Source organism: Comamonas sp. C11 (assembly GCF_024496285.1).
Lineage (GTDB): Bacteria > Pseudomonadota > Gammaproteobacteria > Burkholderiales > Burkholderiaceae_C > Comamonas > Comamonas testosteroni_F.
The window spans coordinates 197,281-221,310 of the sequence record NZ_CP101744.1; the positions used below are offsets into that span (position 1 = coordinate 197,281).

General features: G+C 60.4%; 16 protein-coding genes and 2 pseudogenes. 6 read left to right on the plus strand and 12 right to left on the minus strand.

Annotated features, from left to right (window positions below; genetic code table 11):
• The first annotated feature begins 66 nt into the window (after window positions 1-66).
• Window positions 67-996 (plus strand): LysR substrate-binding domain-containing protein, encoded by a 930-nt coding sequence (locus NOX35_RS27625; protein WP_003064842.1) that lies wholly within the window; start codon window positions 67-69, stop codon window positions 994-996.
• Between the two features lie 68 nt (window positions 997-1,064).
• On the opposite strand, the pseudogene NOX35_RS27630 reads toward NOX35_RS27625, so the two are convergent.
• Window positions 1,065-1,193 (minus strand): annotated as a pseudogene (locus NOX35_RS27630) (LysR family transcriptional regulator); the annotation flags it as partial.
• A 236-nt stretch (window positions 1,194-1,429) separates the two neighbouring features.
• Window positions 1,430-2,605, minus strand: a complete 1,176-nt coding sequence (locus NOX35_RS27635; protein ID WP_256496988.1) for a phospholipase D-like domain-containing protein — start codon at window positions 2,603-2,605, stop codon at window positions 1,430-1,432.
• Window positions 2,606-2,651: 46 nt separating this feature from the next.
• On the opposite strand from NOX35_RS27635, the gene istA reads away from it, so the two are divergent.
• The 3 genes from istA to NOX35_RS27650 all read left to right on the plus strand — a co-directional run bounded on the left by istA (window position 2,652) and on the right by NOX35_RS27650 (window position 6,592).
• Entirely contained in the window at window positions 2,652-4,178 is a 1,527-nt protein-coding gene (istA, locus tag NOX35_RS27640; protein ID WP_256496989.1) for an IS21 family transposase, read from the plus strand.
• Window positions 4,168-4,965 (plus strand): IS21-like element helper ATPase IstB, encoded by a 798-nt coding sequence (gene istB, locus NOX35_RS27645; protein WP_256496990.1) that lies wholly within the window; start codon window positions 4,168-4,170, stop codon window positions 4,963-4,965. The genes istA and istB overlap by 11 nt, the downstream gene beginning before the upstream one ends.
• Window positions 4,966-5,053: 88 nt before the next feature.
• Window positions 5,054-6,592 (plus strand): IS3 family transposase, encoded by a 1,539-nt coding sequence (locus NOX35_RS27650; protein ID WP_256496991.1) that lies wholly within the window; start codon window positions 5,054-5,056, stop codon window positions 6,590-6,592.
• A gap of 35 nt (window positions 6,593-6,627) precedes the next feature.
• On the opposite strand, the gene NOX35_RS27655 is transcribed toward NOX35_RS27650, so the two are convergent.
• The 5 genes and pseudogenes from NOX35_RS27655 to NOX35_RS27675 all read right to left on the minus strand — a co-directional run bounded on the left by NOX35_RS27655 (window position 6,628) and on the right by NOX35_RS27675 (window position 13,073).
• Window positions 6,628-9,321, minus strand: coding sequence for a Tn3 family transposase (locus tag NOX35_RS27655; protein ID WP_256496992.1), 2,694 nt, complete (start codon window positions 9,319-9,321; stop codon window positions 6,628-6,630).
• Between the two features lie 145 nt (window positions 9,322-9,466).
• Window positions 9,467-10,231: pseudogene (locus NOX35_RS27660) on the minus strand (LysR family transcriptional regulator); the annotation flags it as partial.
• A gap of 49 nt (window positions 10,232-10,280) precedes the next feature.
• Window positions 10,281-11,258: a DMT family transporter gene (locus tag NOX35_RS27665; protein WP_033996656.1), complete on the minus strand. Its 978-nt coding sequence runs from the start codon at window positions 11,256-11,258 to the stop codon at window positions 10,281-10,283.
• On the minus strand, window positions 11,258-12,109 hold the full coding sequence (locus NOX35_RS27670; RefSeq protein WP_033996654.1) for an alpha/beta fold hydrolase: 852 nt from the start codon (window positions 12,107-12,109) through the stop codon (window positions 11,258-11,260). Before NOX35_RS27670 ends, NOX35_RS27665 begins: the two co-directional genes overlap by 1 nt.
• 43 nt (window positions 12,110-12,152) lie before the next feature.
• A complete protein-coding gene (locus NOX35_RS27675; RefSeq protein ID WP_033996653.1) occupies window positions 12,153-13,073 on the minus strand; it encodes a ketopantoate reductase family protein in 921 nt (306 codons plus the stop codon).
• Window positions 13,074-13,162: 89 nt separating this feature from the next.
• Between NOX35_RS27675 and NOX35_RS27680 the strand changes: the two genes are divergently transcribed.
• The gene (locus NOX35_RS27680; RefSeq protein ID WP_201969913.1) at window positions 13,163-13,777 is read left to right on the plus strand and encodes a TetR/AcrR family transcriptional regulator; all 615 of its coding nucleotides are present in this window, start codon (window positions 13,163-13,165) and stop codon (window positions 13,775-13,777) included.
• Window positions 13,778-13,795: 18 nt separating this feature from the next.
• Here the strand turns inward: NOX35_RS27680 and NOX35_RS27685 are convergent, their stop codons facing one another.
• The 5 genes from NOX35_RS27685 to NOX35_RS27705 all read right to left on the minus strand — a co-directional run bounded on the left by NOX35_RS27685 (window position 13,796) and on the right by NOX35_RS27705 (window position 21,603).
• Entirely contained in the window at window positions 13,796-15,052 is a 1,257-nt protein-coding gene (locus NOX35_RS27685) for a PLP-dependent aminotransferase family protein (protein ID WP_256496993.1), read from the minus strand.
• 143 nt (window positions 15,053-15,195) lie between these two features.
• Window positions 15,196-18,111 (minus strand): Tn3-like element IS1071 family transposase, encoded by a 2,916-nt coding sequence (locus NOX35_RS27690; protein ID WP_256496994.1) that lies wholly within the window; start codon window positions 18,109-18,111, stop codon window positions 15,196-15,198.
• Between the two features lie 114 nt (window positions 18,112-18,225).
• Entirely contained in the window at window positions 18,226-18,666 is a 441-nt protein-coding gene (locus NOX35_RS27695) for a DUF779 domain-containing protein (RefSeq protein WP_256496995.1), read from the minus strand.
• A 4-nt stretch (window positions 18,667-18,670) separates the two neighbouring features.
• Entirely contained in the window at window positions 18,671-19,825 is a 1,155-nt protein-coding gene (yiaY, locus tag NOX35_RS27700) for an L-threonine dehydrogenase (RefSeq protein ID WP_256496996.1), read from the minus strand.
• Window positions 19,826-20,079: 254 nt separating this feature from the next.
• Window positions 20,080-21,603, minus strand: a complete 1,524-nt coding sequence (locus tag NOX35_RS27705) for an aldehyde dehydrogenase family protein (RefSeq protein WP_256496997.1) — start codon at window positions 21,601-21,603, stop codon at window positions 20,080-20,082.
• A 326-nt stretch (window positions 21,604-21,929) separates the two neighbouring features.
• Between NOX35_RS27705 and NOX35_RS27710 the strand changes: the two genes are divergently transcribed.
• Window positions 21,930-23,906 (plus strand): sigma-54-dependent Fis family transcriptional regulator, encoded by a 1,977-nt coding sequence (locus NOX35_RS27710; protein ID WP_256496998.1) that lies wholly within the window; start codon window positions 21,930-21,932, stop codon window positions 23,904-23,906.
• The last annotated feature ends 124 nt before the right edge of the window (window positions 23,907-24,030 follow it).

The window sequence follows — 24,030 nt, forward strand, 5'->3', positions numbered from 1 at the left end:
ACAAGCGCTGCGCCGGATAAGCCAGGAGAGGCTTATAGTGATCAGGTTTTCTTATCGGTAAAGGCCATGACGCTGCAACAGTTGAGAGTTTTTCTGGCCGTGGTGGAGTGCGGCGGCTTCAGGGCGGCTTCGCGCCAGTTGGATATTTCACAGGCCGGGATCACGACCAGCCTCAAGGCGCTGGAAGCCACGCTGGGCGTGCAACTGCTGCGCCGTTCGGTGCAGGGCGTTGCGCTGACGGCCGAGGGCGAGAGGCTGCTGCCGCGCGCCAAGCTCATTACGCGCGAGGCCTACAAGGCCGAGGAGGATGCGCGCCAGGCCCTCACTTCCGAGGGCGGCAGCCTGGCCATTGGCCTGGGGCCCACGCCTACGGCGGTTTTGCTGCATCTGGTGGTTCCCGAGTTCCACCGACGCTTTCCCTCAGTGCAGCTGCGCTTGTTCAGCGGCTTTTATGAGCAGTTGCTGCCCGAGTTACAGCAGTCGCGCATACAACTGGCGGTCACCGCCGTGCCCGATGCAGGAGTGGCCGCGGGCTTTGAAGTGCGCAAGCTGTTTCGCAGCGCCCTGGTGGTGATAGCCAGGCGCGGTCACCCCCTAGCCGGGGCATGCCGTCTCAAAGCCTTGCAAGGCCAGGAATGGGTGCTGCTGGGCCCGCCCGGCGGCCCCGGGGGCACAGTGCTGCGCTTTCATGCCGAGCAAGGCCTGCCCATGCCGCGGGTGGCCGCCACCTGCGAGTCTTTCTCCCACCTCACGCCCCTGCTCCGAGGCACGGACTGGCTGGCCATGGTGCCCGTGGTCATGATGGACAACAATTTGCTGGGCAACGATGTCGTGGCCCTGCCCATAGAGGAGTCGTCGCCAACCTTCGACAACTGCCTGATCTACCGCAGCGACAGCCCGCTAAGCGCCAGCGCGGATACTTTCGCCGGCATGTGCCAGTCATTTTCCCGGGTACTGGCACGCGGGGCCAGCGATGCGGTGATAGGGATAACCTAGCTACATGTATGGGCCTCGGCCAGTTGGTTGTACTCGCTGCAGCTTGTCCAACGTCCACTGCAGTAGTGTTTGGAATGTTCAGTGAGCGGCGGCTGTGACATGTTCAACCGCTTGGCAGCACGGTCGAAATGCAGTTCCTCGGCAACGATGAGAAATAGCCTGAAGCCGACTTCTGACCACCTAAGTCGGCTTTGCAGCGGTCGCTGCCGGTCGTAATCAATACGTTTGGCGGCCACTTTCGCGACAGAAGCCGACACTGCCCCTACTATCGGGCCGTATCCCGAATCGCATCGTTCGCGAATGCAGATGCCGTCATGATCAGCTTGAAAACGCCTGGTCCGATCGACAAGCACAGCGAAGATGAACCGAACTTCTTGCCTTTTAGAAATCAATCAGGGCAGTCGCACAACTGATACCACTACGCAGCGGCAGGTCAGTGGATCTGTCGAACTCTGGATCCCAAGTAGCGCAGCACTTTTGTCGTTCGGCTATTAAGGATGGGGAGTTCTTCCTTGTTGCACCAGCCGATGAGTTCCTGAACGTTGGCCTTACCGAAAGCCTTAATCTTGCCGTCGCCATTGACCGCATCAGCCATCCTGTCTACTACGTCCCCACGCCCGAACACCAAATGCGCAAGCGCTTCTCTAGCGCGTTCGGGGTCGTTGCTATTGATGAACTCATCTCTCCAAGTTTCTTTCCCGCCGCGATAGAAGCGGAGGCGGTCGCCGAAACTGTGCAGAGTGGATAGGGCGTCAAACAGTTCATCGTCCGAGGCCGCGAGAATTGTCTCCTTTGACTTGAATACGCGCTGCAGGCGTGGATAGGTCTCGCCGACGATGGTGTTCTCGAAGTAAGGCCATGGTATGGATGACCACTCGTCAATGAGTGGTCGCAGGATGGTTCGCTGCTCCTCGACGGTTCGGTAGGGGGACTTCTGCCAAGACTCCCCGGTGGCGTGTTTTTGCCGAATGAAGCTCATGAAGGAGTCAACCTCGAGACGGAGTGGAACGTCCTGCTCGCTGACCTTCCTATAGCCGCTCGCTGCGTATGCATCTCGCACAATGTTGAATGCCGACACGCACTCTTGGTAGGACTTTCGAAAGCTTGAACGAAAGAGAGAATCGGACCTGGGCTTTGGCTGTCCGCGGGCGATGTTGTTCGGTGCGGTCTTGCCGAGCAACTCTGCGACCTCGTCAGCAAGCAATTCTGCAGCGTTGCTGTGCTGCTCGTACTTGCGGTACAACATCCTGTACTGTGCCAACATTTCGCCTGTGGGAACGTCGGCGCTTTCCCAGTAGTCTTGGAATATCGCTGCGAGCTCAGGCAAACGTTCGTCACTATCGTCAAGTCCCACAACGATTTCTTGATTCGCTGTGATGGCCGCTCTTGTTAGGTTGGCCGATCCCACCAAGGCCTTGTCATCGCCGAAAAGATAGAGTTTTGGATGGAATGAACGCGCCGTATAGACGCGAAGTTGGACATTCGGGTGGCTCATCGCCCACTCGACAGCAGCAGGACAGGTCGGAAAGCCCAGTCTTACCACCAGCTGTTGATTTCCACCCAGAAGTGACCCACTAGCCCCCGGTTTTTCCATCTCAATCTGACCCACGCATTAACCCTAGCCTGCTGCTTTCTTGTGCAGCAGGAGACCAGGAGTGATTGACGTGGCTACTTTGAGTGTCATCCGACGCTGGGCTCTGCGTGAGCACCTGTCCATCCGAGAGATCGCCCGCAGAACCGGGCTTTCTCGCAATACCATCCGCAAGTATTTGCGCTCCGACGTTGTGCAGCCTCGTCTTGCACAGCGCACCATCGTCACCAAGCTAGACCCATTTGCCTGCAAGCTGTCTGGCTGGTTGCGCACAGAAGCCAACCGCTCTCGCAAGCAGCGGCGCACGATCAAGCAGATGTTTCTGGACTTGCAGGCGTTGGGCTACACCGGCTCCTACAACCGAGTCGCTGCCTTTGCCAGAGTATGGAAGGCTCAGTGTCATGCCGCTGAGCAGACATCAGGGCGAGGCGTTTTTGTGCCTCTGGTCTTTGGCGCTGGAGAAGCCTTCCAGTTTGATTGGAGCGAGGATTGGGCTGTCATTGCGGGTGTACGCACCAAGCTGCAAGTGGCTCACTTCAAGCTCAGCCACAGCCGAGCCTTCTATCTGCGGGCCTATCCGCTGCAAACCCATGAGATGCTGTTCGATGCCCACAACCGTGCCTTTGCGGTGTTTGGCGGCATCCCTAGGCGGGGGATCTATGACAACATGCGCACAGCCGTTGATCGTGTCGGCCGTGGCAAGCTCAGAGAGGTCAACGCCCGTTTCAGTGCCATGGCCAGCCATTTCCTGTTCGAGGCACAGTTTTGCAATCCGGCCTCGGGATGGGAGAAGGGACAGGTCGAGAAGAATGTTCGGGACGCTCGCCATCGTATCTGGCAATCTGTACCAACGTTTCCAACACTCAGAGCCCTCAACGATTGGCTAGAGCAACGGTGTCAACAGTTATGGCAAGAGATTGCGCATGGCCAATTGCCTGGCTCACTTGCTGATGTGTGGGAGCAAGAACGCTCAACCTTGATGCCCATGCCTCGGCCGTTTGACGGCTTTGTCGAGCATGCCAAACGAGTCTCTCCCACCTGCCTAGTTCACTTTGAGCGCAATCGCTACAGCGTGCCGGCCTCTTATGCCAACAGGCCCGTGAGCTTGCAGGTTTATGCCGACCGCCTGGTTGTCGTGGCCGAAGGTCAGCTCGTCTGCGAACACCCGCGCATCATTGAGCGCAATCACCAAGGCTCTGGGCGTACGGTCTATGACTGGCGCCATTACTTGGCCGTATTGCAGCGCAAGCCTGGCGCATTGCGCAACGGTGCGCCGTTTGCCGAGTTGCCAGACGCATTCAAACGACTGCAAGCTTTGCTCCTGAAGCAACCTGGCGGCGACCGTGAGATGGTGGAGGTGCTTGCCTTGGTGTTGCAGCACGATGAGCAAGCCGTCCTGGCCGCTGTCGAGTTGGCACTGGAGGATGGCGTACCTCGCAAGACCCACATCATCAATATCTTGCACCGCCTCATTGATGGAACACCGGAACCTGAGCCCATCCACTCACCCCAAGCCTTGGCCTTGATCGTTGAGCCCCAGGCCAACGTCGTGCGCTATGACCAACTCCGACAGGTGCGCCATGCGTCATGACCCCGCCATCGCTGCGATCATCATCATGCTGCGCCAACTCAAGATGTTTGGCATGGCCCAGGCCGTGACAGAACTTGCCGAGCAAGGCTCACCAGCCTTTGAAGCAGCACACCCCATACTGTCGCAACTGCTCAAGGCCGAGAGTGCTGAGCGAGAAGTGCGCTCCATTGCCTATCAACTCAAGGCCGCCAGGTTCCCGGTCTACAGAGATCTGGCAGGCTTTGACTTCGCCCACAGTGAGGTCAATGAAGCCTTGGTACGCAGCCTTCATCGCTGTGAGTTCATCGAGAAGGCTAACAATGTGGTGCTTGTCGGTGGGCCTGGCACGGGTAAGACGCACATTGCTACGGCACTGGGTATTCAGGCCATTGAGCACCACCGTCAAAGGGTGCGCTTCTTCTCTACTGTGGAATTGGTTAATGCCTTGGAGCAAGAGAAGGTCCAGGGCAAAGCCGGACAGCTCGCCCACAGGTTGGTGCATACGGATCTGGTGATACTCGATGAACTGGGCTATCTGCCCTTCAGCTCATCTGGTGGAGCGCTACTGTTCCATCTGCTCTCGACGCTTTACGAACGTACCAGCGTGGTCATCACCACCAACCTGAGCTTCAGCGAATGGGCCAGCGTGTTTGGTGATGCCAAGATGACCACGGCTTTGCTGGACCGCCTGACCCACCACTGCCATATTCTGGAAACAGGCAACGACAGCTACCGCTTCAAGCACAGCAGTGCAGTCCAACAACCGCCCATGAAGAAGGAGAGAAACAAAATCTTATCCACATCTTGAGCCTTCCGGCTCAAGCTAAAGGGTGGGTCAGTTTGAGATGGAAATGGCGGGGATGCGGACAAAAACTTGGACTACCAGGAGGTAGTTCATGTATTCATACGCAGACAGGATTCGTGCAGTTGAGCTTTACATCAAGCTTGGCTTGCGTGCCAGAGCCACGATTCGCCAGTTGGGGTACCCAACCAAGAACGCATTGAAAGGCTGGTATCAGCACTACCTGAAGCATCAGGATTTGCCAGCAAGCCAAGCTCCAAGAGCACCAAAATATTCTCTGAAGCAAAGGGAGGTGGCGGTTGCTCATTACCTCGCCCATGATCGCTGTATTGCTGCAACGATGAGGGCTTTGGGTTATCCGGGTCGAGGAACGTTGACTGCGTGGGTTCGGCAAGACTGCCCTGACACCTGCAAATCGAGAGTAGGCAGATCTTGGCCGGCTACAAAGCCTGATACTTTGATGTGTGAGGGCGTGGTGCAACTGTGTACCCGTCAATCAACTGCACAGGAGATTGCGGACAAGTTAGGGGTGTGTAGGGGGACCTTGTACAACTGGAAAAATCAGTTGCTTGGCCCTTGTGCCCCTGCCTCGATGAAACACAGTCCAAAGCGATCGCCAGTGTTGGATGAAGCAGCACTCAGGCGCCAAGTTGAATCATTGCGCCAGGATGTTCGGCGGCTGAAGATAGAGCGGGAGCTTCTCAAACAGGCCCATGAAATCTTAAAAAATGGGGCTGGCATTGATCTGCATAGCCTGGCAAACAAAGATAAGGCTGTGCTGGTTGAAGCGTTGCGCGGTCAGTATGAATTGCCAGAACTGCTTTCTCTTGTTGGCCTTGCTAGAAGCTCGTACTTTTACCATCGTGCCCGGCTGAAGCTGGCTGACAAATACTTGGATGTACGCCGAAGCATCACAGAGATCTTCGACAACAACTACCGTTGCTATGGGTACCGCAGGGTACAGGCATCTCTGCTCAAGGAGTGCACGGGCATCTCAGAGAAGGTGGTTCGTCGGCTGATGAAGCAGGAGGGGTTGATCGTGGCCAAGCCCAAACGCCGCAGATATAACTCCTACCTTGGAGAGATAGGTGCTGCCCCGCAAAACCTCATCAATCGAGACTTCCATGCTGCTGCGCCCAATGAGAAGTGGCTCACAGACATTACTGAATTCCAAATCCCTGCTGGCAAGGTTTACCTGTCGCCAGTCATTGATTGCTTTGACGGGCTGGTGGTGAGCTGGTCGATTGGGACTCATCCCAACGCAAATCTCGTCAACACAATGCTGGATGCGGCCATTGATGCTGCTCAAGGCAGTGAGAGCCGCCCTGTGATTCATTCTGATCGTGGAGCTCACTACCGCTGGCCGGGCTGGCTCTCGAGGATCCATGATGCAAAGCTGATTCGCTCGATGTCTCGCAAAGGTTGCTCGCCAGACAATGCTGCATGCGAAGGCTTCTTTGGAAGGCTGAAAATAGAGTTGTTCTATCCCGGCAACTGGCAATCAACGACGATTGAGCAGTTCATCGAAGCTGTCGATGCGTACATTCGTTGGTACAACGAAAAACGTATCAAGGTATCTCTGGGACGTTTAAGTCCTGTGGAATACCGGCACAAACTTGGCCTAGCCGCATAAAACCAGTCCAAGTTTTTATCCGCACCCCCGGCGGGTCAGTTTTGCGTGGAAATTAACAGCCGCGAAGGCAGGATTTGGTCAGCATAGCGGTCAACCGGGAAGCGAAACACACCCCGCAAGTTGATGCTCTCCAGCCTGGTGGGCGCAATCTTCCCGATCAGTTCCGGTGGAATGACCTGGCGGCGGTTCGACCAGCGATCCAGGACCGCCTGCATCTGTGAGGTATTCCACGCCATCACGATGTTGGCCATCAGGCTCAACGCATCGGCCACAGCCTGCATTTCATCGACACGTTTGGCCTGCGCCGGGCTGATCCGGCCGGTATAAATGGCGCGCTTGAGGGCGTTAACAGCCTCGCCCCGATTGAGCACCCGGCGCAACTCGTTCCTGAAAGCGTCCTTGACAAAGTAGTCAGCCAAAAACGCCGTACGCAGCAACCGCCCCAATTGCACGCCAGCCTCATAGATTGGATCGCCCTGGGCGGCAGAACCGAACCGCGCAAGAGCTGCCACCGCACTGGCATGTCCGCTCATGACCGAGGCTGCCAGGTGCACCAGACTATCCCAATGCTTTTCGATCAAAGCGACGTCGACATTGGCTTCGCACACCGCAGCGATTTCTGCGGGCACTTTGGTGCCGCGTGGCACAAAGAGGTGGCGCTGTTTGAGTTCCTTCAACCGCGGGCAAAGATCAAAACCAAGCAAACGGGCATGTGACATGGCAAAGTCGGTGTAGCCATGGGTATCCACAGCAAGCTGGCTGGTCTCCAGCTTTTCTTGGCGGATGACACCTTCAATGGCCACGCCCGCCTGGCGCTCATTGAGCACAAAGGGCTGCGCATGGAAGATGCCCCACCGGTCTTTTACATGGGAGTAGATTCCAATGGAAGGTGTGTTGCGCCGAGGATCAAGCCGGGCTTGCCACACCCGTTTGGTGGTCTCCATGCTCATCATGTCAGAAGATGCCAAATCGGACCGCCCCCAGGTGGCGGCAATCGGGTGTCGCTGCATGAATTCCAGCACAGCCTGGCAGGCCTGGCTCAGACGCCGTTCGTCCCGCGCCCAGCGCATGGCCTGGCGAATGCTGGTGGCAGACAATTGCGGAATCATGCGCGCGCATTCGACCGCAGTCAGACTGGTGCCGTGGGCCATGATGCCGGCATAGACCATCAGCAGCTCGTCGGTAGAGCGCGGCTCACGTCCGAGCATGATCCAGCTAAAGCGCACCTGGGCGTCAACGGCCAGAATCACTTCCGGCAATTGAACCTCACCGATGCGGTGATCCAAAGCCGCGCGCAGCTTGGTCACTTCTGGGTCTTCGTCCTCTGCGGGCAATGGCGACAAATGGAGTTCATCATCCACGCGCAGTACGCCACTGCGGGCTGCAGCGGCCACCGCATCGACACCGGCAGTTACTCTGGCCAGCAAAGGCTTCAAGAAAGTGGCAGCCTTGCTGGGTAACGATAGACGGGCATAGTGTTTCTTGGACTCTGCCTGCCAACGCTCGTCCGTGAAGAACAAGCGCGCACGACCCCGAAAGCTCAGGCTGTGCTCAATCCAGACCGAGCCATTGCGCACCGCGCGGCGCAGGGCAAACAGGGTGGCCACCTCCAACGCCTGAAACGCCCGTTCCCGGTCTGGGCTGGAGATCGAAACCTGCCAGATCATTCCCAGACTTGGTGCCACCACTTCAACTGGCAGCTTTCTGGATCCTTTGAGATATAAAGCTTGCAGCTTGGCAAGGTACTCGATGGCAGGATGCTCGCCGGTGGCCTGCCAGGGCAGCTTTGCAATGGCGACGAGCAACGACCGCACGGGGCGAATTCCATCAATCAATCCCTCGCGGACCAGGGAGGCCCTGCTCGGTGGTTTGCGTTTCTGGGTTTCGGTGATCAAGGCTTCAAGACGGGCACGCAACTCAGCATCTGGCACCGCACCTTGCGCGCTCAAGGCAACAAGTTCGCCGAGCAGCGTTTTGTACATTGCGGCCCAATTGACGGTAGCGGGGACATCGGCGGCAGCCTGACGCCACAGATCGGCGATCCGGCGCTGCACCATAAGGATCAACTGGTCTGTGGTGGTGAACAGGCAATACCGAAGAAAGCATGCGACCTCCACGGTGCGCGCTGGCTCTTTGATCTTGGCTCCGGCTGAGGGCGGCCTGGAGACAAGTCGGCGCGCGTAGCGGCGCAAGATGAGATCGGGGATGTCTGCCAGGTGCTTATGAACGTCCAGCGTGTAAAGCAGGTCGATGCGCTCCAGTACCTCGCTGATTTGGCGGGTTGAGTGTTTCGCCGGTGCAGCCCATAGCCAACTCTGCTGGGTTTGTCCATCTGGGCGCAGCTCTGAAACTGAGGCTCGCCAGCGATCAAGTGTTGCTGGATCAACGCTGGCGGCGATGGCGGTGCCTGTTTCAACTTCAAGCTGGGCAAGTGCCGCCGCAATCAGTGTCCGAATTGCCCGCTCGTGCACGATCACCAGCTTGTTCTTGTACAGCCATTGACGCGCCCGCACGAGTACTGGAATTACCCGAAAGGCACCGAGCAAACGCCCACTCATGCGCAGGAAACCAATATGGAGCGCCAGACCAAGCTTGTGGGAATCACCTCGGCGTGCATTGATTGCGTCGCGCTCGGCACCATCGAAGGTGAAAAATGCCTTCATCTCGAAGTCGCTGATATCGCGGGGGAGCCCACGCATCCCCAAAAACGTTGTGTGCCAACCCTGCATCGTGAACCTCAAAAGTGGGAGGCCACCATACCCGTTTACAAAGCGAACAGGAAAGTCAATGAAATCAACGGTCTACCCAGACCACCCCCGCGCCAGTGCTAGCTTTGCGTACCGTCACTTATTGCACTGAAAACGAGGAGACCCCCACATCCGGCCGTTGGGAGACCGGAATCTTGGTCGCCGTCATGAAGCCGACGCCATAGCCTGCGCCGACTAAGGTAAGCATCATGTCCAGCGAGGACACTTTCTCCACGACGTTCAGCTTGTGCTCCACCGCTTGCAGGAGGCGTCCCAGCTCGCGGCAATAGCCCTCGCATGCGTGCGGGTTGCACAAGACAAGCGGATGCCCTCCCAGTTCGTGGAGTGGAACCTCCTTGTGGACGAGCAATGCGTGCCGGGCTGGCACCGCGATCACCAGCGGGTCTTGCCAGATTGGTTCGGCAACAACGCCGTCGCCGACGTCGGCCGTATGTGCGAACCCGATCATGAAATCGCCCGAGCGCAGGCCGCGCAACTGCTCGGCCAAAGGCACTTCTGATAGACGTATCTCGACCTCCGGCTCTTCTGCACGACAACGGGCAAGAAACGCCGACAGTCGGGGGTCGATGGCCCCGTCGGATATCGCGATGCGCAGACTACCTCGCAAGCCTGCCGCAACAGCCTTTGCGTTCTCTCGCGCCTGATCCAGAACGGTGAACAACCGACGGACATCTTGCAGGAAGGCTGCACCCGCTGCAGTCAGTAACGTCCCCCGGCGGTTTCGATTGAAAAGTACGACCCCCAGCTCGTCCTCAAGCTCCTTGATGGCCCGCGAAAGAGGGGGTTGTTCAATATGCAAGCGCTCCGCAGCACGGGTGAAATGCAACTCTTCCGCCAATACTACGAAGCAACGCAAATGCCGAATTTCCATGTTGGCCTGCTGCGGTGACCCGATGACTAACAGAAATAACGTATCTTCATCACGGCTCGCCCTCAGCGATTACCTCGTCAGCCCTCTCGCGCCGACTTCTTGCCGGCAGTTCTCGGTTGACTAGCCATAAAGCAAGGCCTATCAATATTCCGCCAGCAGCCTGCATCCAGGAAATTTCCGTGTCCAAGATGAAATACGCAAGGATGACCGTGAACAGCGGAGCCAAGAACAGAAATCCGCTGGTTCTTGTTGCACCACCTCTTTTAAGCGCCACGAACCAGAGGCCAAATGAGCCCGTTGATGCAGGGATGGAAAGCCAGAGAAACCATCCCCATTGCTCCCGCGTTACGTTATCGGGCCATTGCTCGCCATTGATGTAGGCGATGACTAGAATGGCGATCGCACCCACCAGCATTTGCCAGAAACTCAAGGCCCAAGGCGCGAACGGCAATGCCGCCCGTTTATTGATGAGCGTCGCGCTTGCCCAGCAAAGCGCAGAGACGATGCCGATGATTTCGCCAGCCAAGGTCATCCCGCCAGAAAACATGGATGGGCTGATACCAATGGCAAGCGCAACACCGACAACGCCAAGAAGCAACCCAAGGAGCCTCGCTCTGTGCAGGCTTTCGCCAAGGAAGATGCGACCCAGAACAGCAACCCAGATCGGATTGGTGAAAAGCAGGATGGCGGCCGTCGATGCGGAGATGAACTGCATGGCCCAGAACAGCAGCCCCATGACGGCGGCTGTCTGAAGCAAGCCAATCAGGATCACCAGCGCAACATCACGCAGCCCTGCTTTGGCTGGCAGGAGCGCGGCCACAATATTTCGCTCGCCGGCCAGAACCAGCGGCAAGGTCGCCAAGGCCGCGACAAAGAAGCGCCACCCGACCAAGATCATCGGCGTGAAGCCCTGCTGTAGCAGGATTTTTCCTGCGACGAAGCTGGACCCCATCAAGAAGGTCGATGCGAAAAGCGTGACAAGGAAGCCAGCCTGACTGGATGCAGGAGCGGGGGCATTTCGCGCCATCAGCGTGCTCCTTCCTGGGTACTTGTAAATTCAGCGACACGGGAAGCCAGCGCTTCCGGTACATCCTCTGGCAGGAAATGCCCAGCGTCATCAAAAACCTGGAGTTGGGCGTTGGACATCTTCCCTGCCAAACGCTCTGCGAAGCGCAATGGCTGGAATGTGTCGTGCAGCCCCCAGATGATGAGCGTGGGCAGGGCCAGCTTCTCGACGTCTTCCATGCGCGAAGAAAGCTCCTCTGACCTCAATGCCCGGGCCGCACGTAGGTAGGCACGCCGCCCTTCGACGCCACGGAACGGACGCTCATAGGCCTCGACCAGTTCAGCGGTCACCCGATCGGTATGGAACATGCCTCGTGAAAAGCCTTTCGCCAGACCCTTTCTCAGATCGAAGTCCGGTGCACCAAGAATTTCGTCCCACGCCGGCTCCTTCAAGCGGGCAATTCCTGGCTCTGGAAACGAGTCATAGAGGATGGAGTCAATCAAAACGAGGCGATCAAGGATTTCGGGATGGTTGATAGCCACGAGCTGGGCAATCCCACCTCCGATGTCGTGGCCCACCATGGTTGCGCGCTTCCACCCCAGGGCCGAAAGTGCCTGAAAGATGATTTCGGATTGCGCCTGGATTCCGAGTTCCGCGTCCGAAGGCTTGTCGGAATCACCATAACCGAGAAGGTCGATCGCAAGCGCTTCATGGCCTGATGCGGCGAGAAGCGGCATGACGTTGCGCCAAAGATGGCGGCTCGTGGGAATGCCGTGAACAAGGGCGATGGCACTCCCGTGGCCCTGGCGTGTGTAGGCGATGCGGTGACCGGCCACGTCAAGAAAGCCATTTTCAAGAATTTCGTTTTTCATGGCACTTCCTCATGTTGAAAGGGCAGAAACAATCACTGATGACTCACTGCGCTCCGTCCGCATGAACCGCAAGGATTTCGCAGACCACTGAATTTCGCGGCGTGGGCACGCCGAGCCGCCGGCCTCTGCTGCTGACGTCGCCGCTGAGCCACTGCACCTCCAGCCGGTTTCCGCGTTCCAGGTCGCGCAACATGGAAGCAGTCATGTCGGCGGGCAGTTGGTCGCAGAAGCGAAGCCGGTCCAGGGCAAAGTCAGTGGCGAGGTTGACGCCTTCAGCACGTCCGACGTCGACCACCTCCTGCATGACGCCTTCGAGCAACTTGCGGGAGGCCGGGTTGCCGCGCACCACGCCTATCGGGCGCCGTGTGGACGCGGTGGTCGCCGACAGGCCAACCAGGAAGACGAACTTCTCCCAGATCACTCTGGCAATGTCGTCGCTGATCTCGGCGTCGATCCCCGACTGGATGCAGGCTCGATGGAAGCGCTCGATACGCGCGCTGCGATGGCCGCCGTACTCGCCAAAGACCAGCTTCTGCAGGTTGTTGGCATGACCGATGACGCCCGGGGCCGCGATGGTTGCCGCGATGTAGCAAACGCCACCTGCTACCGGCTTTTCTCCGAGCGTGGCTCTCAGCAATTCGTCCTTGATCACCCCGTTCTGGAAGGAGATCACCATCGTTTCGGGTCCGATCAGCGGCTTGATCGCGTTGGCGGCCGTCTCGGTATCCCAAAGCTTGACACCGAACAGAACGACATCGACTGGCCCGACGTCCGACGGCGTGTCGGTTGCTCTGGGCGTGGGGACATGCATGTCCCCTAGCGGACTGCGCACAGTGAGGCCTTGGGACTTGATGGCAGCCAGGTGCGCCCCTCTGGCAATGAAGCTGACGTCGTTGCCTCCGAGGGCCAGTTTGGCTCCGAAATAACCACCTACGCCTCCGGTGCCCATGATCGCGATCTTCATCCACGGCTCCATTATTGAATATGAATTCAAGAAGATTCTAGCTTCAACAAGTCTTCATGGCAATGTATGCTTGAGTCATGTGAAAATTCTTGATTGATGAATCATCAAAAGCCATGGGCCGAGTACGAAACTTTGACCGCGATGCGGTGCTTGAAAGCGCGGTGGACGTCTTCTGGGAGCGGGGCTATGACGGGGCTGGCATGCAGGAGATCTGCCGGGTCACCGGGCTCAACCCGGGCAGCGTCTACGCCGCCTTCGGTGACAAGCACGGCCTCTTCATCGAGGCTTTGAAGAGCTACATGGCGTCCATGTCGCGAGAGACGATCGCGCGCCTGAACAGCAATCCGTCCGGTCGGGCCGGGATTGCCGACTACTACGCGGCGCTCATCGAAGCGATGCTGGACGGCAAACGGCGCTGGGGATGCCTTGTGACGAACTCGATCGTTGAGTTCGCCATGAATGATCCGCAGATCAGCGAAGCCTTCCAACTCCACCTGGCCAGGCTGGAAACGGCCCTATCTGGCGCGATCGAGCGGGCAAAGCAAGCGGGAGAACTATCGCGGGACGTCGATGCGGCCGAAGCGGCCGTATTTCTCGTATGCACGACGCAAGGACTCAATGTCCTGGCCAAGACCCGGCCCAGCCGGCGCACACTGGAGGCGATCACGCGGCATGCGTTCACGGCGTTGGGATTCGAGGCCTGAATCAGCCGAGGTCATCGCTTAGACGACGATGAACCGCCCGTGTGTGGGGGTTGGATGTCCGTGGTGGCCATGTTGCTCAATGCGATGCCATGCGATGGCGATACGCTCGACGGCATCCTGCAACTCGTTTGCCGGCCGAGTCCAAGGCAGGCGAACGAATTTATCCAGCCCGCCCCCCAGGGAAAAGACCGGGCCGGGCGAAATGATGACATTGTTGGCGGCCACCATGGAGGCCAATGCGGTTGCGCCTCGGCGTGGAAGCTCGCACCACAGCGCCATCCCGCCAGCAGGTGGGACGAAGCGCCAGCCCGGTAAATGTGATTCTACTGCGTGGATCAGTGCATCACGCTGTAGTCGCAAACGATGAAGATGTCCGGTAGCGGCCGGTCCACTTCGCAGCAGGTGCGTCGCCGCGAGTTGCTCCAGAACGGGCACGCCAAGATCGAGAGATAGGCGTGCCCTGGTCAGGCGCTCGACGAGGTGACGAGGGGCTCGAATCCAGCCCACGCGCAATCCTCCCCAGAACGCCTTGCTCATGCTGCCGAGCGTGATCGCATTAGGATGGAAGGCCGCAAACGGAGGCGGCATCTGCTGACCATCCAACGCCAGCGCGTAGTTCGTTTCGTCCACGATGGGCAGCGCGGCGTGTGCAAGAAGATGCTTCCCCAATCGCTTGCGGTGGTCTGCGGTCATGACGGCACCCGTGGGGTTCTGAAAATCGGGAACGAGATACACGAAGTCCGGCTTCACTTGCTTCACGGTTTCCATGATGCCGGCGATGTCCCATCCGTGGGCATCCAATGGCGCTTCGTGCAATCGCGCGCCGGATGCCCTCAGTGCTTCGGCCGCATTGGGGTACGTGGGGGACTCGACCAGTGCGCGCGTGCGACGCGAAGCAAGTGCGCGGGCCACGACGCTGGCGGCAGCCAGCGAACCCGGTGTGACCACGATCTGGTCAGGAGTGGTTGGCAGTCCGCGCATCGCGTAGGCCGCAGCAACGGCTTCCTGCAACACCGGCAAGCCTCCCGGAAAATATCCGTGACCGCCCAAGTAGGCGGGGAGTTGCGAAAGCGCGGCTGTGTAGGCGCTCATTACGTCGGCGGGCGCCGAGTCCGCAGTGCAGTTCAGGTCGATCCAGTCCTCGCCGACACCTTTCGGAGCAAGCACACGGTCATGGGCTCGTTCGCGCCCGCCGGGGACGGCGGTGAAGGTTCCTGCACCTTGTGTCGCGTGAGCGTAGCCGCTGTCTCGCAGCGCGGCATATGCACGCGACACGGGGTCTCCTCGTTTTCAGTGCAATAAGTGACGGTACGAAAAGCTAGCACTGGCGCGGAGGTGGTGTTGGTAGATCGTTGATTTCATTGACTTTCCTGTTCACTTTCAAATCTGCGATTCGTGGCGTCAAACCGTGGTCGGTTTCATCCATTGGTGCCAGTTATCGATGCATTTGGCCGCGAAGGCAGGATTTGGTCAGCATAGCGGTCAACCGGGAAGCGAAACACACCCCGCAAGTTGATGCTCTCCAGCCTGGTGGGCGCAATCTTCCCGATCAGTTCCGGTGGAATGACCTGGCGGCGGTTCGACCAGCGATCCAGGACCGCCTGCATCTGTGAGGTATTCCACGCCATCACGATGTTGGCCATCAGGCTCAACGCATCGGCCACAGCCTGCATTTCATCGACACGTTTGGCCTGCGCCGGGCTGATCCGGCCGGTATAAATGGCGCGCTTGAGGGCGTTAACAGCCTCGCCCCGATTGAGCACCCGGCGCAACTCGTTCCTGAAAGCGTCCTTGACAAAGTAGTCAGCCAAAAACGCCGTACGCAGCAACCGCCCCAATTGCACGCCAGCCTCATAGATTGGATCGCCCTGGGCGGCAGAACCGAACCGCGCAAGAGCTGCCACCGCACTGGCATGTCCGCTCATGACCGAGGCTGCCAGGTGCACCAGACTATCCCAATGCTTTTCGATCAAAGCGACGTCGACATTGGCTTCGCACACCGCAGCGATTTCTGCGGGCACTTTGGTGCCGCGTGGCACAAAGAGGTGGCGCTGTTTGAGTTCCTTCAACCGCGGGCAAAGATCAAAACCAAGCAAACGGGCATGTGACATGGCAAAGTCGGTGTAGCCATGGGTATCCACAGCAAGCTGGCTGGTCTCCAGCTTTTCTTGGCGGATGACACCTTCAATGGCCACGCCCGCCTGGCGCTCATTGAGCACAAAGGGCTGCGCATGGAAGATGCCCCACCGGTCTTTTACATGGGAGTAGATTCCAATGGAAGGTGTGTTGCGCCGAGGATCAAGCCGGGCTTGCCACACCCGTTTGGTGGTCTCCATGGTCATCATGTCAGAAGATGCCAAATCGGACCGCCCCCAGGTGGCGGCAATCGGGTGTCGCTGCATGAATTCCAGCACAGCCTGGCAGGCCTGGCTCAGACGCCGTTCGTCCCGCGCCCAGCGCATGGCCTGGCGAATGCTGGTGGCAGACAATTGCGGAACCATGCGCGCGCATTCGACCGCAGTCAGACTGGTGCCGTGGGCCATGATGCCGGCATAGACCATCAGCAGCTCGTCGGTAGAGCGCGGCTCACGTCCGAGCATGATCCAGCTAAAGCGCACCTGGGCGTCAACGGCCAGAATCACTTCCGGCAATTGAACCTCACCGATGCGGTGATCCAAAGCCGCGCGCAGCTTGGTCACTTCTGGGTCTTCGTCCTCTGCGGGCAATGGCGACAAATGGAGTTCATCATCCACGCGCAGTACGCCACTGCGGGCTGCAGCGGCCACCGCATCGACACCGGCAGTTACTCTGGCCAGCAAAGGCTTCAAGAAAGTGGCAGCCTTGCTGGGTAACGATAGACGGGCATAGTGTTTCTTGGACTCTGCCTGCCAACGCTCGTCCGTGAAGAACAAGCGCGCACGACCCCGAAAGCTCAGGCTGTGCTCAATCCAGACCGAGCCATTGCGCACCGCGCGGCGCAGGGCAAACAGGGTGGCCACCTCCAACGCCTGAAACGCCCGTTCCCGGTCTGGGCTGGAGATCGAAACCTGCCAGATCATTCCCAGACTTGGTGCCACCACTTCAACTGGCAGCTTTCTGGATCCTTTGAGATATAAAGCTTGCAGCTTGGCAAGGTACTCGATGGCAGGATGCTCGCCGGTGGCCTGCCAGGGCAGCTTTGCAATGGCGACGAGCAACGACCGCACGGGGCGAATTCCATCAATCAATCCCTCGCGGACCAGGGAGGCCCTGCTCGGTGGTTTGCGTTTCTGGGTTTCGGTGATCAAGGCTTCAAGACGGGCACGCAACTCAGCATCTGGCACCGCACCTTGCGCGCTCAAGGCAACAAGTTCGCCGAGCAGCGTTTTGTACATTGCGGCCCAATTGACGGTAGCGGGGACATCGGCGGCAGCCTGACGCCACAGATCGGCGATCCGGCGCTGCACCATAAGGATCAACTGGTCTGTGGTGGTGAACAGGCAATACCGAAGAAAGCATGCGACCTCCACGGTGCGCGCTGGCTCTTTGATCTTGGCTCCGGCTGAGGGCGGCCTGGAGACAAGTCGGCGCGCGTAGCGGCGCAAGATGAGATCGGGGATGTCTGCCAGGTGCTTATGAACGTCCAGCGTGTAAAGCAGGTCGATGCGCTCCAGTACCTCGCTGATTTGGCGGGTTGAGTGTTTCGCCGGTGCAGCCCATAGCCAACTCTGCTGGGTTTGTCCATCTGGGCGCAGCTCTGAAACTGAGGCTCGCCAGCGATCAAGTGTTGCTGGATCAACGCTGGCGGCGATGGCGGTGCCTGTTTCAACTTCAAGCTGGGCAAGTGCCGCCGCAATCAGTGTCCGAATTGCCCGCTCGTGCACGATCACCAGCTTGTTCTTGTACAGCCATTGACGCGCCCGCACGAGTAGCTGATCGCGGTCGGCGCAGCGCGCCACTTCGTCGCGCAGTTCACGTACCAGTGAGCGGCGCTGGTGCTCGCTCATCCACTGGAATCCAAGGACCGTGCAGGCTACTTGTTGGTGATCGAATAGCGTGCGCCCGCGTTCATACATGGCTCTCAGCGAGGCGACTTCTGGTGCTGCAATGCCAAGCTCGTTGCCAAGGTGGCGCCACAAGGCTACTGGAATTACCCGAAAGGCACCGAGCAAACGCCCACTCATGCGCAGGAAACCAATATGGAGCGCCAGACCAAGCTTGTGGGAATCACCTCGGCGTGCATTGATTGCGTCGCGCTCGGCACCATCGAAGGTGAAAAATGCCTTCATCTCGAAGTCGCTGATATCGCGGGGGAGCCCACGCATCCCCAAAAACGTTGTGTGCCAACCCTGCATCGTGAACCTCAAAAGTGGGAGGCCACCATACCCGTTTACAAAGCGAACAGGAAAGTCAATGAAATCAACGGTCTACCCAGACCACCCCCGCGCCAGTGCTAGCTTTGCGTACCGTCACTTATTGCACTGAAAACGAGGAGACCCCTGGATGCCCAGGGCCGCCAGTTCTTCGGGGCTGAACACCCGCGAACGGGTGTGGAAGGCCTTGCCCTCGGGCCCCTCCAGCGAGAAGGTGCCGCCGCCATGCCCGTCGATCACATCAATGATGAGCTGCGTGTGCTTCCAGGTCTCGTACTGGGCCTTGCCCATGTAGAAGCGGCAGCCCCCGATATCGCCCAGGTACACATCGCCCGCACCCATGGTGATCTCGCCGGGCAGGTAGCAGTTGGCGGCGCTGTTGTCGCAGCAGCCCCCACTTTGGTGAAACATCAGGTCCTGGCCATGCTTGGCTTGCAGCAAGGCCAGCAGTTCCAGCGCGGCGGGCGTGGCCACCACCCGTGGGGGTGGCGGGGTGCCGCTGGCGTGTGTGGAATCCACGGCGTCCATGGCCTTCATGGCGTCAGGCCGTCATGGCCCCGCGGAAGATGCCTTCAATGTCCGCCTGCGTGGCGGTGCGCGGGTTGGTCAGGCCGCAGGCATCTTTCAATGCATTGGTGGCCAGCAGCGGAATGTCCGCTTCCTTCACGCCCAGGTCGGCCAGACATTTGGGAATGCCCACATCCAGCGCCAGCTGGTGGATGGCGGCGAGGCAGGCTTGTGCGCCCGCTTCGGCGTCCAGCCCCGCCACGTTCACACCCATGGCGTGGGCCACGTCGCGCAGACGTGCGGCCGATGTGGGCACGTTGAACGCCTCCACATGCGGCAGCAGCAGCGCATTGCACACGCCGTGGGGCAGGTCGTAGAAACCGCCCAGCTGGTGCGCCATGGCATGCACATAGCCCAGCGATGCGTTGTTGAACGCCATACCGGCCAGGAACTGCGCATACGCCATCTGCTCGCGGGCGTTCAGGTCGTCGCCATGGTTCACGGCGGTGCGCAGGTGGCGGGCAATCAGCTCTACCGCCTTCAGCGCGCACGCATCGGTGATGGGCGTGGCGGCGGTGGACACATAGGCCTCCACCGCATGGGTCAGCGCGTCCATGCCGGTGGCAGCCGTCAGGCCCTTGGGCTTGGCCAGCATCAGCTCGGGGTCATTGACGGACAGGATGGGCGTGACGTTGCGGTCCACGATGGCCATCTTGATGTGGCGTGCCTCGTCGGTGATGATGCAAAAGCGCGTCATCTCGCTGGCGGTGCCCGCCGTGGTGTTGATGGCCACCAGGGGCAGTTGCGGCTTGGCAGAGCGGTCCACGCCCTCGTAGTCGGCAATCTCGCCGCCGTTGGTGGCGCACAGGGCAATGCCCTTGGCGCAGTCGTGCGGCGAGCCGCCGCCCAGCGAGATCACGAAGTCGCACTGCTCGGCCTTCAACTGCGCCAGCCCGGCGCGCACATTGCCCACGGTGGGGTTGGGCTGGGTGCCATCAAACACCACCGAGGCAATCTGCTGCCCAGCCAACTGGGCCTGTATGCGCGCCGCCACGCCGAGCTTGCTGAGCACGGCGTCGGTAACGATCAGCGCCTTGCGAAAGCCGTGACCCTTCAGGGCCACCATGGCTTCCTGCAGACAGCCTGCGCCCATGATGTTGACACTGGGCATGAAGAACGTACTGGTCATCGTGAACCTCCTTGGTATCGCTATAGGTATGGGGAAAGGGTTGGGTCGGTGTGTCGCAGCAGGGCGGGGCTGCCCTTGCCTTGGGGTGCTGCGGGCCAGCCCGCGCCCGCCATCGGTGCGGCGGGGCGGTCGGGCCAGAGGGCGAGGCGCTGCTGCCATCGCCCAAGGCTGGGGGTGCTTTGCCAAAATCGTACGCCCGGCACGCCTTGGCAAAGCGGGGTTTGAGGCTGCCCGTTGACCCCCATCAAACCGGCTTAAAAGAAGCCCAGCTTGTTCTCGCTGTAGCTCACCAGCAGGTTCTTCGTTTGCTGGTAGTGGTCCAGCATCATCTTGTGGTTTTCGCGGCCAATGCCCGATTCCTTGTAGCCGCCAAACGCGGCGTGCGCGGGGTAGGCGTGGTAGCAGTTGGTCCACACGCGCCCGGCCTTGATGGCGCGGCCCATGCGGTAGGCCACGTTGCCGTTGCGGCTCCACACACCGGCGCCCAGGCCGTACAGCGTGTCGTTGGCAATCGCCAGCGCTTCGGCCTCGTCCTTGAAGGTGGTCACGGCCAGCACGGGGCCGAAGATTTCTTCCTGGAAGATGCGCATCTTGTTGTGGCCCTTGAACAGCGTAGGCTGCACGTAGTAGCCGCCTTCCAGGTCGCCGCCCAGATGGGCCTGGCCGCCACCGGCCAGCACTTCAGCGCCTTCCTGCTTGCCCAGCTCCAGGTACGAGAGGATTTTGGTGAGCTGCTCTTTGCTGGCTTGCGCGCCCATCATGCTGTCGGTGTCCAGCGGGTTCTGGTGCTTGATGGCGGCCACGCGCTTGAGCACACGTTCCATGAACTTGTCGTAGATGCTTTCCTGGATCAGCGCACGCGATGGGCAGGTGCAGACCTCGCCCTGGTTAAAAGCAAACAGCACCAGGCCTTCAACGGCCTTGTCCAGAAACGCATCGTCCTTGTCCATCACGTCGGCAAAGAAGATGTTGGGGCTCTTGCCGCCCAGCTCCAGCGTGGCGGGGATGAGGTTGTTGGCGGCAGCCTGCGCAATCACGCGGCCGGTGCTGGTCGAGCCGGTGAACGCTATTTTTGCAATGCGCTTGCTGTTGGCCAGCGGCATGCCTGCCTCGCGGCCAAAGCCGTTGACGATGTTCAGCACGCCGGGGGGCAGCAGGTCGGCAATCAGCTCGGCCAGGATAAGGATGGAGATGGGGGTGCTCTCTGCGGGCTTGAGCACCACGCAGTTGCCCGCGCCCAGCGCAGGGGCCAGCTTCCACGCGGCCATCAGGATGGGGAAGTTCCACGGAATGATCTGGCCCACCACGCCCAGCGGTTCCTGGATGTGGTACGCCACGGTGTTTTCGTCGATCTCGCTGATGCCGCCCTCTTGCGCCCGCACGCAGCCCGCAAAGTAGCGGAAATGATCGACGGTGAGCGGAATGTCGGCGTTCAGCGTCTCGCGGATCGCCTTGCCGTTGTCCACCGTCTCGGCATAGGCCAGCAGCTCCAGGTTCTGCTCGATGCGGTCGGCAATTTTCAGCAGGATGTTGGCGCGTGTGGCGGCATCGGTCTTGCCCCAGGCGTCTGCTGCGGCGTGCGCGGCATCCAGTGCCAGTTCGATGTCTTCAGCGGTAGAGCGGGCGGCCTGGGTGTAGACCTTGCCGTTGACGGGCGTGATCACATCAAAGTACTGGCCCTTGACCGGGGGCACGAACTTGCCGCCGATGAAGTTGTTGTACTGGGGCTTGTAGGCGATCTTGGCGCCAGCGGCGCCGGGGGCTGCGTAAACGGTCATGCTGTGTCTCCTATCGATGTTTTGGACATCTGCTGCGCGTGTTGCGGCGGCAGATGACAGCAGCTATGCAAGACCCATGCCAGCCCTTGAGTGCCTGCTGGGCAAGGGCTGCTTCCGCGCTAAGTGGCTGATTTGTTTGGGTTTTGGTGTGTGAGGGCTCGGAGTTGTGACGCGTTGGCGCCATGCGTTACGTTCCAACACAGAACACCTGTCACGAAATGGAACAGTTGGACAGTTTCCCTGTGCAAACGCTATTGCTCCGGCTTTCGCACCCGGCCATACTGCCCCTTCGAAGCGGGTGCCATGACGCCCGTTCAGGAGACAGCGTGCGCACCACCCCATCCCCCCTGCTGGCCTTGCAACAGGCCCGGCGACATTTGCTGGAACATGGCCATTGCCCCACGGGCCTGGTGGATGAGCGCCTGGCCCGTTCGTGGGGGCGCAGCATGGCCGCAGGCCTGGCCCCTGCCGGGCGCGCAGCGGCCGATTTGCCCAGCCCCGGCGAGCTGCGCGAAGCCATGGCCTGCAACCACAGCCTGCTCACGCATTCGCGCCCCATCATGGAATACCTGTTCGACCAGGTGCGCCACAGCCACAGCGTGGTGGTGCTGGCCGACCGGGCCGGCATGCTCATGCACACGCTGGGCAGCCCCGGCTTTGTGGACAAGGCCGAGCGCGTGGCGCTGACCTGCGGCGCCTCGTGGCACGAATCCCACCGGGGCACCAACGCCATTGGCACGGCGCTGGCCGAAGGCACGGCGGTGGAAGTGCATGGCGGCGAGCATTTTCTGGAGCGCAACAGCTTTCTCACCTGCGCGGCCTCGCCCATCCTCTCGGCCACGGGCGAGCTGCTGGGCATCCTCGACATCTCGGGTGACCACCGCAACGGCCACGCCCACACCCTGGGCCTGGTCAGCACTGCGGCCCGCATGATCGAAAACCGCCTGCTGGTGGCCACCTGCAAGCGCAATGTCCGCCTACACCTGCACCGCGAGCCCGAGGGCATTGGCAGCGTGGCCGAAGGCATCGTGGCCGTGTCGGCCGATGGCTGGATCGTGGGCGCCAACCGCGTGGCCCTCACCCAGCTGGGCCTGCACATGGGCGACGTGGGCGCCACCCCGCTGGCACAGGTGCTGGACGTGCGGCTGGATGACCTGCTCTCGCACCACCACCGCCGCCCCCAGCAGCCCCAGGCGCTGCGCCTGCGCGGTGGGGCGCTGCTGTATGCGCAGGTGCAGCTCGACGCTGCCGCCTGGCCCGCCGCCCGCTGGGTGCGCGGCACGCCGGGTGCCCCTGCCGCCAACGAATCCGCCGATGATGCCCTGGCCCGGCTGGACACGGGCGACGCCCGCTGGCGTGCCGCCGCTGACAAGGCGCGCCGTGTGGTGGGCAAGCCCATTGCGGTGCTCATCCAGGGCGAATCGGGCGTGGGCAAGGAAGTGTTTGCGCGCGCCCTGCACGCCAGCGGCCCACGCCGCGCCGGGCCCTTCGTGGCCATCAACTGCGCGGCCATCCCCGAGCACCTCATCGAATCGGAGCTGTTCGGCCATGTGGCCGGCGCCTTCACCGGTGCCCGCAAGGAAGGCAGCCTGGGCCGCCTGCGCGAGGCCCACGGCGGCACGCTGTTCCTCGATGAAATCGGCGACATGCCGCTGCCCCTGCAAACCCGCCTGCTGCGCGTGCTGCAAGACCGCAGCGTGACGCCCGTGGGCGCAGGCCACGCCGTGCCGGTGGACTTTTGCCTCATCAGCGCCACGCATTGCCAGCTGCTGCAGGCGGCCGAGCAGGGGCGCTTCCGGCACGATTTGTACTACCGCCTGAACGGCCTGACGGTGCAGCTGCCCGCCCTGCGCGAGCGCACCGACTTCGCCGCCCTGACGGCGCAACTGCTGGCCGACCTGGCCACCGAGCAGGGTCTGCCCCACCCCGTGCAGGTGGCGCCTGACCTGCTGCAGCGCCTGGCCGCCCACCCCTGGCCCGGCAACCTGCGCCAATACGCCAGTGTGCTGCGCACCGCCTGCGCCATGCTGGCCGAGGGCGAAAATACACTGGGCTGGGAGCACCTGGGCGATGACATCGTGCAGGCGCTGCAAACGGCGGCTCCACCCTTGCCCGCAAGGCTGCCAGGGCTGACCACCGCCAGGCCCGTGCCTGCGGCAGCGGTGCTCAGCCTGCAAGAACTCTCCAGCGCCGCCATCGACCAGGCGCTGCAAAGCGCGCGCGGCAATGTCTCGCAGGCTGCCCGCCAGCTGGGCATCAGCCGCCAGACGCTGTACCGCAAGCTGGCTGCGCGGGTGCATTGATTTGCTATTGAATGCATAGCTGCTTGCGCTTATCCATCAAGCGCTACAGGCCATTTATGCTTCTTGGGGTCTCCTCGTTTTCAGTGCAATAAGTGACGGTACGCAAAGCTAGCACTGGCGCGGG